The organism is Chitinophaga sp. OAE865, assembly GCF_040546735.1.
GTDB classification, from domain to species: domain Bacteria; phylum Bacteroidota; class Bacteroidia; order Chitinophagales; family Chitinophagaceae; genus Chitinophaga; species Chitinophaga polysaccharea_A.
The window spans coordinates 2,821,947-2,836,512 of the sequence record NZ_JBEPOF010000001.1 but is presented as its reverse complement, the minus strand read 5'-3'; the positions used below and the strand labels follow the sequence as shown (position 1 = coordinate 2,836,512).

10 protein-coding genes are annotated in these 14,566 nt (G+C 46.9%); 8 read left to right on the top strand and 2 right to left on the bottom strand.

Annotation, left to right across the window (positions count from 1 at the left end):
* Positions 1–2 precede the first annotated feature (2 nt).
* Entirely contained in the window at positions 3–1,505 is a 1,503-nt protein-coding gene (locus ABIE50_RS11590; RefSeq protein ID WP_209861474.1) for a RagB/SusD family nutrient uptake outer membrane protein, read from the top strand.
* A gap of 88 nt (positions 1,506–1,593) precedes the next feature.
* Here ABIE50_RS11590 and ABIE50_RS11585 read toward each other — a convergent pair whose 3' ends face one another.
* Positions 1,594–1,725: a transposase gene (locus tag ABIE50_RS11585; protein WP_209861609.1), complete on the bottom strand. Its 132-nt coding sequence runs from the start codon at positions 1,723–1,725 to the stop codon at positions 1,594–1,596.
* A gap of 429 nt (positions 1,726–2,154) precedes the next feature.
* Here ABIE50_RS11585 and ABIE50_RS11580 point away from each other — a divergent pair, with 429 nt between their 5' ends.
* The 4 genes from ABIE50_RS11580 to ABIE50_RS11565 all read left to right on the top strand — a co-directional run bounded on the left by ABIE50_RS11580 (position 2,155) and on the right by ABIE50_RS11565 (position 5,395).
* On the top strand, positions 2,155–2,715 hold the full coding sequence (locus ABIE50_RS11580) for an RNA polymerase sigma factor (RefSeq protein ID WP_209861475.1): 561 nt from the start codon (positions 2,155–2,157) through the stop codon (positions 2,713–2,715).
* Complete coding sequence (locus ABIE50_RS11575) at positions 2,679–3,419, top strand: DUF1735 domain-containing protein (RefSeq protein WP_209861477.1); 741 nt, start codon at positions 2,679–2,681, stop codon at positions 3,417–3,419. Before ABIE50_RS11580 ends, ABIE50_RS11575 begins: the two co-directional genes overlap by 37 nt.
* Before the next feature lie 67 nt (positions 3,420–3,486).
* The gene (locus tag ABIE50_RS11570; RefSeq protein ID WP_209861480.1) at positions 3,487–4,362 is read left to right on the top strand and encodes a S1 family peptidase; all 876 of its coding nucleotides are present in this window, start codon (positions 3,487–3,489) and stop codon (positions 4,360–4,362) included.
* Positions 4,363–4,411: 49 nt separating this feature from the next.
* The gene (locus ABIE50_RS11565) at positions 4,412–5,395 is read left to right on the top strand and encodes an FG-GAP repeat domain-containing protein (RefSeq protein WP_209861482.1); all 984 of its coding nucleotides are present in this window, start codon (positions 4,412–4,414) and stop codon (positions 5,393–5,395) included.
* 421 nt (positions 5,396–5,816) lie between these two features.
* Here ABIE50_RS11565 and ABIE50_RS11560 read toward each other — a convergent pair whose 3' ends face one another.
* Positions 5,817–9,875 carry a hybrid sensor histidine kinase/response regulator transcription factor gene (locus ABIE50_RS11560; protein ID WP_209861484.1) on the bottom strand — a complete coding sequence of 1,353 codons (4,059 nt, stop codon included), beginning with the start codon at positions 9,873–9,875 and terminating at the stop codon, positions 5,817–5,819.
* Positions 9,876–10,068: 193 nt separating this feature from the next.
* Between ABIE50_RS11560 and ABIE50_RS11555 the strand changes: the two genes are divergently transcribed.
* From ABIE50_RS11555 to ABIE50_RS11545, 3 genes are read left to right on the top strand one after another with little or no spacing between them, the layout of a single operon-like run.
* The gene (locus ABIE50_RS11555) at positions 10,069–11,652 is read left to right on the top strand and encodes a SusC/RagA family TonB-linked outer membrane protein (protein WP_354027974.1); all 1,584 of its coding nucleotides are present in this window, start codon (positions 10,069–10,071) and stop codon (positions 11,650–11,652) included.
* A gap of 10 nt (positions 11,653–11,662) precedes the next feature.
* Complete coding sequence (locus tag ABIE50_RS11550) at positions 11,663–13,078, top strand: SusC/RagA family TonB-linked outer membrane protein (RefSeq protein WP_354027973.1); 1,416 nt, start codon at positions 11,663–11,665, stop codon at positions 13,076–13,078.
* A gap of 27 nt (positions 13,079–13,105) precedes the next feature.
* A complete protein-coding gene (locus tag ABIE50_RS11545) occupies positions 13,106–14,566 on the top strand; it encodes a RagB/SusD family nutrient uptake outer membrane protein (RefSeq protein ID WP_209861488.1) in 1,461 nt (486 codons plus the stop codon).

Below are 14,566 nucleotides of genomic sequence, written 5' to 3'. Positions count from 1 at the left end.
TCATGAAAGCAACAATAATAAAATACGGACTGCTGGTATTAACAACCGGAACATTATTTATGGCCGGCTGCCGGAAATTTCTGGATGAAACAGATCCCAGCAACTATACAGAAGATACTTATTTTACAAAGCCCGAACATGCAAGAAGCTCGGTAAACGCCATCTATGCCAGCTTACGGGATCCCATGAGCGGCGATTTTAACGGCGCCCCCTGGACAATGACGGAATTTGCTACCGGGTTGGCCGCTACTGATCTCGGGCAGGCTGTTAACAGCTATTTTATAAAAGACCTGCACAATACAGCGGACAATGCATATGGGGAAAACTACTGGAGGAACTATTACAAAGGCATCAGCAACGCCAATCTGTCTATAGCCAAAATACCGGGCATTTCCATGGATGCGGCAGAAGCCAAAAGCCTGCTGGGCGAAGCTCATTTTTTGCGCGCCTGGTACTATTTCAACCTTGTGCAGATGTTTGGTAACATACCACTGATCACCGAGCCTGTTGATCTGAAGTCGGAGCAGCTAAGGCCCAAACAGGCGGCTCCTGAAGATGTTTATAAATTGATTGTGGAAGACCTGATAACCGCAGAGAGTGCCGGGCTGCCCTGGAAAGACGCCAGCGGCAAGGTAAGCCTGGGTGCCGTAAAATCGCTGCTGGCAAAGGTATACCTTACTATGGCAGGCTACCCTTTACAAAAAGGGAACCAGTACTTCGACCTGGCAGCAAAAAAAGCAGCAGAAGTTCTGGATTCAAAACAATTCAGGTTATTTGACACGTATGGTGATTTGCATAACCCGGCGAAGAAAAACACCGAGGAAAATATCTTTATGATCCAGTACAAAACACAGGTCATTCCCGGAACCTGGCAATCGCTCATTATTCCTTACAACAAAAACATCTCCGCCTATTCAGCCGAAACAGGAGGTATTTATGCAACAGCCGATTTCGTAAAGTCATATGATGCCGCAGACCTGCGTGCCAAGGAAGGTCAGTTCTTTTTCACTGAATTCACTAACCAGGACAACAGGAACCTGAAAGTGAACCTGGGCGGATACTTTATATATAAGCTTTTTGACGTGGCAGCGCAAACCACCACCGCCAACAGCGATCTTAACTGGTCGCTGATCCGGTACGCCGATATACTGCTTGTATATGCGGAAGCAGCCAATGAAGTAAACGGGCCGGGAGCAAAAGTCTATGATGCGGTTAACGAGGTGAGAATAAGAGCAAAGCTACCGGCATTAGCAGGATTGTCCAAAGAACAATTACGGGAATCCATCTGGCGGGAACGCTGGTATGAGCTGTGTTTTGAAAACGTTACCTGGTTTGATATGGTGCGTCTTCGCAAAGCATTTAACGTAAAAACGAAGGGCTTTGATAATTACGTTGGTCATAAGTTTTCCTATGGCCCTGTTTTAACGGAACGGGAGCTTCTATTCCCGATACCAAGTACGGAGTTGAGAAATAATCCCAACCTGGTACCAACGAAAGGATATTAATGAAATATAAAGAAGCCGTCTCAAGCAAGAGACGGCTTCTTCGTTAATAACAACGCTGTTTACGTTTCCGTATTCCTTTCTTCCCTTTTTATTGTTTGTATGCCTGTGCTTTAAGACGATTAAAATTATGATTTACTGCTATGACCCGGTTTGTTTGCCCCTCATGGCACATCTGCCGTAATGAACATCCCTGGCATGTTTTAGCCTGATAGGTCGTTATCGTTTGTTCCTAACCATTTCTGGTTATTCTTCTGAACTTTTTTTTTCGCATTCGCTAGCCAGATGGGCATAACATTGCTTGAGCCTGGCAAGCCATAACTTTTTATTCCCTTTAAAGACTGCTCATTTCTTAAGCGCGATGTCTAAAGCTGAATGCTGTCTGTTGCACTCCGGTTTCAAAAATTACAAAAGAATGACACTGCTCTCCGACCAAATCTTAACACATGCTGCATCATTGATACAAAGAAACCGTAAAATACAGGATGAAGGATAGCATGCTTACACCGTTGTTACAGATGTCTCCGAAAATTTGGCATTGCGTAGCCAAATGGTGTCAAATCCTAATACCTGCGTTCTTACCGATGTTTGTGACAAACGTTTCCCGGCCACAGCATCGAAGTAAATTATTTCTGCCCAAACTGAATGTCAAATGCATGCTGAAAAAGAACTAGTAGCACTCCTTCGGCAGGGTGACAGGGAGGCGTTAAGCCAATTATACTTCTCCCACGTGAAGCCGCTCAGCTATTTTATCCTGAGGGCAGCCAAATCGCCGGCATTGACGGAAGATGTCATTCATGATACTTTTATTAAAATATGGGAGCACCGGGACAGATTGGACCCCGAACAGCCTTTCAAAGCATATCTGTACACAATAGCCCGCAGGACGCTTATAAATCTCCTTAACCGTGTGCGCCGGGAAGAACACATTCTTGCTGAAATTAAAAAAGATGTGATCATGAATCCTCTTTCTACGGACCAAATAATACTTGTAAAGGAAACAAACAAGCTGCTGAGCGATGCTATAGTTGGTTTGCCTCCCGGATGCCGGGAAGTTTTCATCCAGTGCAGGGTCAACGGCTTAAGCCACAAACAGGCAGCGACGGTACTGGGTATATCGGAAAGTACCGTTAATAACCAGATGGGCAGAGCGCTAAAAAAAATAAAAAAAAATTTATGCCGGGTTATACCAGTTCCTCAAATGCCTGCCTGAAAAGCAGCCTGGTATTCGTACAATATAAAATCTTCGTAACAGATCTGTATATGTCGCTGTCTGACGTCGATCATTACAACTTTTCAATTTTTAAGGGCAGTCAGCAGATGCCCGTCGACCTTACTTTGTCGCTGTCCTCGAAAGTAAACCGCGACCTCCAGGTAAACCTGGAGGCGGTAACCGAAAAGGCATTTATTGACACATATAATCGCGACCATAACACCGCCTACGAGCCTTTTCCCGACGGCGCTTATGAATGGGACCCTAAAACAGTCTCTATACTCACGGGCCAACCTGTAGCCGATTTCCATTTCAGACTTACCGATTATTCTAAACTTAATCCTTACAGTGATTACCTGCTGTTACTAAAACTCAAAGACAGTACAAGGGCGTATGAAACTCATAGTGACATTTATATTACCGCGCCGAAATCCAGGATCGATACATCCAACACTATAAGTCGCACCGGATGGAAAATTAGCGGTCCTGGTTCAGACCCAGTCGAAAATCTGCTGGACGGGTCAATCCGGACAACATGGAGCACCAATGCTATGGAGGAAGGGATTATCCTGCTGAACATGGGGGGAACGCAGACTGTCAGGGGCTTTCCCTTTACGCCTTCCTGCCAATACCGTAAAGAATGGAACGCCCGCACAATAGAAATATCCCGGTCAGTCAACCGTATCAAATCATTTCAGAACTGAACGCATTAAAATAATAACTAAACTTTAAAATTAGCTAGCAATGTCTAAAAACACCTTAAAAAAAATCTTGCCACTAATTCTTTCTTTCAGCTTCATGCAGTATGTAAATGGACAAAACACGATGTTGTATACACATGAAAAGGCATTCAAAGAACAGATCGAAAATTCCGCCCTGCAATTACTGGCTAGCAAATCATTCAAGCCAATACAAGAGATCGCCGGAGAAGCAAAGCTGCTGAAAAACAATATGCCGGTCGCTGAAAAAATAAATCTTCCCAAATCAACAGACCACAAAAAGCTGGCGGGAGAAGAGTTGTTCAATAAATGTAAGCAGGGCGTATTGGTAGTAGGCATGTGTTATAGTTGTGGCAATTGCAATAAAACGCATATGGCTCCCATAGCAACAGCCTTTGCCATTACTTCAGATGGTGTATGCGTCACCAATTACCATGTACTGGAGGAGCTGATCGAAAAGTCCGGTGAGAGCCTGGCAAAAGACAGCCTCTATTTCGTATCGACGATAGCCGGGAAAATATATGCCCTCGACAAAATCCTTGCATACTCGAAAGAAGGTGATGCGGCCATATTCCGTGTGGCGATAAGTAACGACAAACTGGATCCCGTTCCTTTGGGCACTGCTGCACAGGAAGGCAATTTCGTGTGCGCCATTACGCATCCTGACGGTAAGTTCTATTATTATAGCCAGGGGGCAGTAGCCAGGAATATCTCAGGAGAAACAGCACAAGATGACAGGATGCAAATTACAGCCGATTATGCGGTAGGATCAAGCGGAGGGCCTATCATTAATCAGTCAGGACAACTGGTAGGCCTGGTTTCCAGTACAGAGAGCATATACGCAGATAAGCAACTAAAGAGATCGTTACAAATGGTTGTTAAAGAAACCATTCCTGTCAGTACAATAAAAAAGTTACTGGATAAGTAACCATCAACCACCGGGCTATTGGAATTAATAACTACTACATTTCTTTACAATGAAACTACTGTTTTTATTACCTGTGCTATTATTAGTACAAAATAAAGCATTAAAAGATGGCAAAGGCTTGCCACAACTTGAGCCTGGTTTTAAAATTGAGGCCAATGGCAAACCTATTGTTCTCGATATGGGACATGCTGCGCCGTTTGTGATAGACTATGACGGTGATGGCATCAAAGATCTGGTGGTCGGTGAATTTGGAGAGGGACGCGCCCGTATTTACCTGAACAAAGGGACAAATAAAGCGCCGAAGTTCAACGATTTTACTTACCTGCAAGCTGGTGGAGAAGATGCGAAAGTGCCTCCGTTTTGCTGCATCGGATTTGATCCTTCTTTTGCAGACCTGAACGGCGATGGTATAACCGACGTAATATCAGGTCAGTTCTCAGGAGGTTTCATCAATTTCTTTGAGGGAACCGGCAAGCATCCCCTGCAATTTAAAAAAGGAGTAAAGCTGGCACAGCCTGAGCTGGAACATGAACTGGCCCCAGGGGAGTATACCTGGTTTATGCGAACTGCCAATCTTATTGATTTTGACAGCGATGGAGACTATGATCTGGTTTGGGGTAATGCTAAGGGCGACGTGATGTATACAGAGAATATTGGAACGAAAACGGCCTACAAGTTTGCTAAAACAGTTCCACTGAACACGGAAGGAAAGCATATGGTAGTGAACAGTAAAAGCGATCCGCTTCCGGTTGATTGGGATGGAGATGGCATTATAGACTTACTGGTAGGCACTGAATCAGGTGGCATCAAGTTCTTCAGGGGCAAAGCGAAAAACAGCAAGGATTTCTATCCGGGCGTATCAGTATGGCCCACGGGAGAAAAGGAGCCTTATCCCGGTTATCGTGTAAGGTTAGCTACTAACGACTGGAACGAAGATGGTAAACTGGACCTGCTGGTTGGGAATTGTGAAGAAGCAATGATCGATGGTGAGCGAGCCACAATAGGCAATGTATATGTATTTCTGCGGAAATAGGCAGGGGAAATGAGAGGAGACTATTAGTATCCGTTACTGTCCGTTGTTCGGTCAAAGGGGTTAACCAAAACGGTTAGCCCCTTTTCTCATTAAACAGGACAATTATTTCCAAAATACTTCTTTCTGTTTCACGTCCAGCTCCTTCGCTTCTCTGCCTATCCACCGGCAGAGGCAAAGGGCAACGCCCTTCAACGACATTTTCGTTTATACCAAACAGAAAGATCAGACCGAAAAAAAACACAACAAAAAGGCCCTTTCACTTATTGAATTAAAGAAAAGCCAATTAATAATCGAGAGCCAGGCTGTAGGAACCGGCTTTATCCCACCGCATAAGTTTAAAGCATATTTTCCGGATTACTATGAGGAATATGCAAAGGCACAGCCAATATTTAAACAGTTACTTTCATCATGTGGAGTAAATTTAATGTTTGCTCTTCCACTCCCTGGGCGCTTTTCCATAGCGCTTTTTAAACTCCCTGCTGAAATATTTCGGGTCGCTGTAGCCAACTTTGTAGGCCACCTCACTGATATTATAGGCTCCGTTTTCCAGCAAAATAATTGCCTGCTTCATACGTACGGCGATGATAAAATCATTCACGGTAAGGCCGGTGAGCATATTTAGTTTCTTGTAAAGTATAGGGCGGCTCATGGCTAGTTTCCGGGAAATGATATCCACATTAAATCCCGGATCTTCCATATTTTGTTCGATGATTTCAATCACCCGCAAAAGAAAAGGATCTGTAATCGTATCCGCCGGTTCATTTTGTAGCACAGGTGCTTCCCCTGCATGCTGGAATTGCGCAGCAAAGCGTGCATGAATCTTTTCCCGGAACGCCAGCAGGTTGCCAATATGCAAACCGAGCATGTGAATACTGTAAGGTTTGGTGAGATAGACATCTGCCCCATGTTGCAGGCCGCTGATCTGCTGACCGGTTGCGGACATAGCCGTTAGCAGTATCACAGGGATATGGTTGGTCCGCTCATCCGATTTAATCTTATGACAAAGCGTGTAACCATCCGTACCCGGCATCATCACATCACTAACTATCACATCCGGAATGTTTGTTACAGCCTCTTCCCAGCCAGCCGTTCCATTGCTGCTGGTGATGATGTTGTAATGCTGTTCCAGCATCTCCCTGTTAAAAGTGAGAATTTCTTCATTGTCCTCTATCAGCAGTATGGTATACTTTTTTACTGTGACCACAGGCGGGTTTAATGCTACAGGAGGCAATATTGCTGGCGCAGACAGCGAATAGGTTTTTAACTTATTTCGTATATCCGTTCCCATTACTTGTTGCTGCTGCTGCTGCAGATAATCAGCATCTCCTTTTTTCAGCACCACGCTGAATACTGTTGAATTCCCCTTTTCTTCCCGTGTGCTTTCCACTGAAATACCACCTCCGTGCAATTCTATAATACTCTTTGCCAGCGCCAGGCCAATGCCATACCCTTTATTATCGCTGCCCTGGTCATCTTCCTGGAAATAGTTGGTGAATAATTTTGAAATATTTTCCGGCGCCACGCCACGGCCCGTGTCTTCAATGGAAATAACAACGGTGGATTCTTTATCCATTATGGTCGCCGTTACACTCCCGCCCGATGGTGTAAATTTATAGGCATTATAAAACAGGTTATAGAAAACTTTCTCCAGCTGCTCTTTGTCGAACGGCAATATGATGGCTGGTGTGGTACTCACAAACGTATGCCGGATATTCATGGAAAGCGCACGGTCTTCAAACGTGAGGAATATCTCCCGCAGGAAAGCAACAACGTCTTCATTCACCAAATGCAACGCCAGGTTGCCCGATTCTGCCTTACGGAAATCCATCAGCTCTGTAAGCAGATGCAGCAAGCTCTCTGAGTTCTTCCGTATGATCTGCAGCTGCCGGGTGTTTTCATAATCTTCTTTGTTGATGATCAGCAGCCGCTCCGCAGGACCTATGATCAACGACAGCCTGGATCTCATTTCATGTGAAATGTTGGTAAAGAAATCCAGCTTTAGCCTGGTGAGTTCCTTCTCTCTCCTTATCAACGACCGCAACACAAAAAAGCGTATTACAAAAAAGGCAATGGCAATAATGAGGAGGCAATACAGAAGGTAAGCCCAGCCTGTTTTCCAGATGGGGGGTATCACTTTAATGTGCAGCGCCACCGGTGCGCCCCAGATACCATCGTTGTTGGTGCCCTTTACAAGGAAATCATAATCCCCTGGCGGCAGGTTCATATAGGTAGCTTCCGGCGCCGCCGTATAGTTCCATTTTTTATCGAAGCCCTGTAACGTGTAGGCATATATATTTTTATCCGGCTGTACATAGTTCAGTGCTGCAAATTCAAGTGTGAAGACATTTTGCTGATAAGTGAAAGAGATTTCCCTGACCAGGCTTATCTCTTGCTTCAGGAGCCCGTCTGCACCATTGATAGCAATATTATGTTCAAACAATTTTAAGCCGGTAAGGAAAGTGCGCGGTGCGGACAGGTTTTCCTTTATCTCCTCCGGGTGAAAAAAGGTAATGCCATTAAACCCGCCGAAGATCAGTTCATGACTGCTGGTAACGCAGCTGGAGTTGATATTGAATATATTCCCCGCAAGACCGTCGGACTTATTATAATTCTTAAACGCCATGTGCGCTACATCCAGCTTGCACAAACCGTTGCCGGTACTGATCCAGAGGTTATTGTGCTCATCGGGGCGGATAGCCGTAATATTATCATCCGGCAGGCCATTTTTCTTTGTGTAGGTAGTAAATTTCTGATGGCTGCTGTCTGGCGTGTAGCGGGCCAGGCCACCAAAGGCGCAGCCAACCCATATGTGTCCTTGCTGGTCTTCCTGGATACAATTAATATTGTTTCTCGGCAGGTTGTCTTTGCCGGTGAACTGTTGTACCGCCTGTCCGTTCCGCGGCAGCAGCAGCAAGTCACCGGAGGTACCCACCCATATATCCCCGTTCGCTGCCTGCAGCAAAGCTTTCACGGATTTTGTTCCCACTATCTGCGTTAGCCTATTTTCCGGCAGCGGCGTCAATGATTTACCTGTTCGTTTAAACGCGAGCAGCCCGGTTTGCGTGCCGACCCAAAAGATGCCGTCCCTGCTTTCCATCATAGACAGCACTTCTGCACTGCGCACCACAGGATCATTTTCTTTATAGAAGAAGCGGGTGAAGTTTTTTGCTGAGGCATTAAAGAGGTTCAACCCGCCGCCATGCGTGCCGACCCAGAAATTTCCATCCGTGTCTTTATAAATTACCTTTACCAGATCGGATCCCAGTGAAGTATTGTCTGTAGGGAGATGCCGGTAAACGCTGACCTGCTTACGCCTTCTATCAATATAATTCAATCCGGCACCTTCTGTGCCTACCCAAAGGTTATGGGCATCGTCTTCCGCCACGGCGCTGACTACATTATTTACCGGCAGCGACAAACTGCCGGATTTATAACTATGAAAGGGTGTATTATTTACAGACACGCTGTTTACGCCGCCCCAATAGGTGCCAATCCATGCTGTGCCCCTGTTGTCCAGGAAGATACTATACACGGAGTTATGGCTCAGGGACTGTACATTGCCGGGATCGGAACGGTAGTTGATAAAACTTCCATCCGCGGGATCCAGGATGCTGATGCCACCTTGTGTGCCGATCCATAACCTGCCCAGCGAATCTGTTTTAAGATCCCTGATATTGTTATTGACCAGGCTCGTTCCCCCGCCGGCCTGGTATCTTTTGAAGGAACCGCTTTCCGGGTCATAGCCATTTAATCCGCCCTGTTGGGTGCCAATCCACAGGTGATTGGCTTTATCCTCGATAATAACGGTAACGTAGTTATCGCTAAGGCTAGTTGCGTCGTTGTTGTTATGCCGGAACGACCGGTAGACAGGTGAACCATTAAGAATGGTCATCCGCATAAGGCCCAGGGAAGAACCAATCCAGTAGGCGCCTGTATGGTCCTGGCAAATGGTGCGGATGTTATTATTCTCTGCCAACCCGGCCACCGAGTCCGGAACCGGCACCGCTGTAAACCGGTTCGTCCGGGGTTTACGTTCAAACAACCCTGCGGACGACCATACCCACACATTACCCTGGTGGTCTTCATAGATACAACTGATGCTTACCGGGCGGCCGCGTTGATCCGTTAGCGTTACCTTATCAAGCTGGTCTGTTACCTTATTATATTGATGCAGCCCATTCCGGGTGCCCACCCAAAAATTCCCCTGGGAGTCCACCAGTAACCGGGTAATATAATTTTCAGGAACATCTTTGTATTTATTTGTGGGGCTGGTATAGTGTTTAAACCTCCGGGAATCGAAGCGGTTCAGCCCGTTTTGTGTGCCGAACCAAAGGAAACCGTTATGGTCCTGCGCAATGCACAGCACAGCGCCGGGGGCCAGCCCTTCTTCAGAAGTGAGCCGGTTGAAGAGTAATTCCTGGGCACCTGCACGCAGGCACCACAGGAATAGAAATGTCAGGACACAAGTTTTTGGCATCATGCAACAAACATTCGTTGTGGTGTCTTAGTTATTTAACGTGGCAGGAACATTATAAACTGCTTGCAGTATAGGGAAAAAAACCGTCTTTTTTTACCAGTATTTACAATTTTCCCCCATTTTTTTTCTGATTTTACCCGGTGTTTCCTTCGTGTGTAAGATATCTTGCCCTATATAAAATATCCAATCTAACGTTATGAATCTACGTCTATTGCTGATCAGTATCCTATTTATTCCACTGGGGTCATGGGCACAATCAAAGAAGATAGCCGGCACGGTAAAAGATGAAAATGGCGTCCCTCTCCCGGGGATCAGCGTGCAGGTAAAAGGAAAAACAACCGGGGCTATGACCAATGCCTCCGGGCAATTTGAAATCGATGCTCCCCTTACGGCAACACTTACTTTCTCCGCGGTGAATTACAACAGGCAGGAAGTGCCTGTTATTTCCATCAGCCAGCCATTTACCCTTACACTGGCTTCGAAGGTCAATAATATAAATGATGTGGTGGTGGTAGGCTATGGTACCCAGAAAAAACGCGACCTGACCGGGGCCATCACATCTGTATCCACGCGCGACTTCAAAGAACAGCCTGTAGTAAATGTGCAACAGATCCTCCAGGGGCGCGCTGCCGGCGTACAGGTGGTTTCCAATGCGGGCGCACCCGGCGGGGAAGTATCCGTACGTATCCGGGGCAACAACTCTATCAAAGGTGATAATAATCCGCTATATGTGATTGATGGCTTCGTGGGCGCCGACCCTTCATCCGTGAACCCAAACGATATAGAAACTATGGACGTGCTGAAAGACGCCTCTTCTACCGCGATCTATGGTAGCAGGGGCGCCAACGGCGTGATTGTGATCACCACCAAAAAAGGGAAAGCAGGCAAAACAAGTATCGATTTCATGACGCAGTTTTCCAGCGCCCGCGTACTGAAAAAACTCGACCTGCTGAATGCGGCCGACTATGCCCTCACTGCCAATGCGAATTCAGCTGCAAATGGAGGATCACCTATCTTCACAGACAGCCAGATAGAGAACTTTAAAAACAATGGCGGCACCAACTGGCAGGATGAGATTTTCAGAGTAGCACCTACACAGGAATACCAGCTGAGTATTGCAGGAGGAAATGATAAGACACGGTTCTATACCAGCGGCAACTTCCTCAATCAGCAGGGCATCATCCTCAATTCCGGCCTTAAAAGATACTCACTGCGTACCAACCTTACCTCTCAGCTGTACAAAAAACTTTCCCTGCACCTGAATGCCTACGCGGTTAGAAATGAAGTGCGCAACACGGGCATCACCGGAAGAGATGCGCCTATTACACAGTCTATTGCCTGGGCACCCACTCTGCCGGTGCGCGACAGCAAAGGAGACTACACCCTCAATGATCCGGTAGGTTCTATTTCCTTTAACCCCGTGGCACTTGCCACCGATCAGCGCCGGATCACACACAATTCCAATTTCGCAACCATTGCGGGTCTTAAATATGAATTTGTTCCAGGCCTCACACTGGATGTAACCGGCGGCGTGAATTATGCCAATGTGCAGTCGCTCACCTACACCGGCCCGGCTATCAACTCCGCCCGGCAGGCCAGTTCCAGCCGCGGCTCCAGCGAAAACATCGGTATACAAAATACCAATAACCTTACCTACAGCCACCTGTTTAATAACGCGCACCAACTAACGGTGACGGGTGTAGTAGAATACCAGTACTTCACCCTCAACGGATTCAGCGCCAACGCCAACCAGCCTGACCTTCCCTGGCCTGGGCTATAACAACCTGGCATTGGCTCAGACCTATGGCGTAGGTACCAGCTACACGGATTATAAACTACTGTCGTACCTCGGACGTGTAAATTACGACTACAAAGGCCGCTACTATGTAACTGCCGGTGTTCGCCGCGATGGTTCCTCTAAATTCCGGAACGGCCATCAATACAGCACCTTTCCTTCCGTAGGCGTAGCATGGAAACTCAGTGAAATGGATTTCATGAAAGGCGCACACTTCATCAACAATCTTAGAATCAGAACAGGATATGGCGTAACCGGCAACCAGGCCATCAATCCTTACCAAACACTCACCTCCTATCAGAGTGTAACCACCACGCTCATCCCCGGCAGCGTTACTCCCGGCATCGTCCTCGGCAATCCCGGCAATCCGGACCTGAAGTGGGAAACTACAAAACAATGGGATATCGGTATTGATGCTGATTTATTCGACGACCGCCTTTCACTGACAGCCGATTATTATAACAAGAATACCAGCAACCTGCTGCTGTCTGTACCAATTCCCAATTACCTGGGTGGAGGCAGCATTTTGTCGAACGTAGGTAAAGTGAACAACAAAGGGATTGAACTGGCACTCTCCGCAGACATTATCCGCCACGGTGATGTGAAATGGAACAGCGCTTTCAATATCTCGTTCCTGCGCAATAAGGTGATATCTCTCTATTCTGATAAAAATATTCCTTCGGGCACCAATGTGGGTTCCGGACTTTCCCCACAGCCGGAATTCATGATCATTCCCGGACAGCCGCTGGGCACTTACTGGGGCCTTACCTACCTGGGCACCTGGAAGCCGGGCGAAGAAGCTGCAGCTGCAGCATATGGAAATGTGCCGGGAGATTCCAAGTACATGGACCTGGACGGCAACAAAGTGATCGATGGAAGCGACTACCACGTCATTGGCTATGGGCTGCCACGCTACTCCTGGGGCTGGAACAATACTTTCAACTGGAAAGGATTTACACTGAATGTATTTATTCAATCACTCGGCGGCTACGATAAACTGGACTACACTTATGCTGCCGGTATCACCGCCAATGCAGACATGCGCCAGGCCACGATTGCAGACATCAAAAACAGGTATATCGCCAAACAAAATGAAACGTCTGATATACCAGCATTCAGCAAAACCAACAAGAACTACATCGTTACCACCAGGTTCCTGGAAGATGGTACGTTTATCCGGTTCAAGAATATCAGCCTCAGTTATGAACTGCCTGCATCAGTTGTAAAACAGGCCAGAATAAGCGTCTATCTCCGGGCAACTAATCTCTTTACGATCACCAAATACAAGGGCTTCGATCCTGAAACCAACAGTGTAGCTACCGGCGCAGGCAGCGACGTAAATCAGAGCATCGACTATGGCTCCTACCCGAATGCAAAAACTATTACCGGCGGCGTGAAGATCGGATTATAACTAGCACCGACTTAAAAAACACTACAAATGAAAAAGATATTCTCCATCATACTACTCGCATCGCTTACCGTGGCATGTAATAAAGAACTGGACGAAAACCCCAATGGGCAGCTGGTGGGCGATGGCGCACTGAGTACCATTGAAGGACTACAATCCGCACTGGCAGGGGCTTACCAGCCGCTAAAGAACGGATACACGTCCGGATTTGCCACAGCTGCACTGGATGCAGTGCTCATGGGTGCTGACGACCTGACCACACATCCTGCCAGCAACAAACAGGAGCTGCGTGAAATAGATCAGTTCTCCGTTAACTCCACCAATAGCAGGATTAACGTTATCTGGTTGGGTTGTTACAAAAGCATTCAAAATGCGAATAACATCATCGAAAATTATGGAAAAGTGGGTAATACCGCCAATATCACGCAAATCGGCGGAGAAGCATACTTCTTAAGGGCATTCAGTTATTTCTGGCTGGTACGACTCTGGGGAAATATTCCGCTGATCACCACTTCTAAATTCAGCACCGATTTGCTGAGCATTCAAAAAAGTAAACCAGCTGATGTGTATGCGCTGATAGAAGCGGATCTGAAAAAAGCAGAGACGATGATGCCCAACGCCAAACCCGCCGCGGGCAGGGCAAATGCAGGTACCGCCAAAGCCTTGCTGGCAGAAGTATACCTGACAGAAGCAGGCTACCCGCTGAAAGATGCTTCCAAATATGCGCTGGCAGCGGCTAAAGCAAAAGAAGTGATCGATAACAAAGCAATGTACGGATTTGACCTGGTGGCAGACTTCAGTACATTATGGACCGGCACTACCTCCAGCAACAATACGCCTGAAGATGTATTTTCTTTACAGTTCTGCAACAGCTGCGGCAATCCCAGCACGCTCTACGGAAAATCGTGCATGCCTGGCGATGAAGCCGGCTGGGATGATTACTTCTGTGAGGTTACCTTCTTCAATAATTTCCCTGCAGGTAAAAGAAAGGATGCAACGTTTCATACCGTGTTTACTACCAGTGCGGGAAATGTGAACTGGCAAAACGGACAGACCAAACATCCTTACTATAACAAGTTCCGTGTAAATACCCCAATACCAGGCTTTCTGACTTCCGCATCAGACCTGTCTGTAAAACTATTAAGGTATGCACAGGTATTGCTGACTTATGCAGAAGCGCAGACAAGATCAACCGGTTCACCTTCGGCAGATGCCTATGCAGCTGTTAACCTTATCCGCAAACGGGCAGGATTGGACGACCTCCCCGCAGGGTTATCCGGCAGCGCCTTTGCAGACGCTGTAGTAGCAGAGCGTGGCTGGGAATTTGCAGGGGAATACACCCGCTGGTTCGATCTGCAACGCCTGGAGCTGGTAGAAGCAGCCAATGGAAATAAAGCTACAGATGATCTGAAGCCATTGAATCCTATTACCAAAAGCAGGTACTGGTTTCCCATTCCGTATGCAGATATGCAAATTAATACTGGCCTATAG

Excerpts from the sequence above, each read along its gene's own strand:
- ABIE50_RS11545 (WP_209861488.1), top strand. The coding sequence starts at position 13,106 with ATGAAAAAGATATTCTCCATCATACTACTCGCATCGCTTACCGTGGCA.
- ABIE50_RS11555 (WP_354027974.1), top strand. The coding sequence starts at position 10,069 with ATGAATCTACGTCTATTGCTGATCAGTATCCTATTTATTCCACTGGGG.
- ABIE50_RS11580 (WP_209861475.1), top strand. The coding sequence starts at position 2,155 with ATGCATGCTGAAAAAGAACTAGTAGCACTCCTTCGGCAGGGTGACAGG.
- ABIE50_RS11590 (WP_209861474.1), top strand. The coding sequence starts at position 3 with ATGAAAGCAACAATAATAAAATACGGACTGCTGGTATTAACAACCGGA.
- ABIE50_RS11565 (WP_209861482.1), top strand. The coding sequence starts at position 4,412 with ATGAAACTACTGTTTTTATTACCTGTGCTATTATTAGTACAAAATAAA.
- ABIE50_RS11575 (WP_209861477.1), top strand. The coding sequence starts at position 2,679 with ATGCCGGGTTATACCAGTTCCTCAAATGCCTGCCTGAAAAGCAGCCTG.
- ABIE50_RS11560 (WP_209861484.1), bottom strand. The coding sequence starts at position 9,875 with ATGATGCCAAAAACTTGTGTCCTGACATTTCTATTCCTGTGGTGCCTG.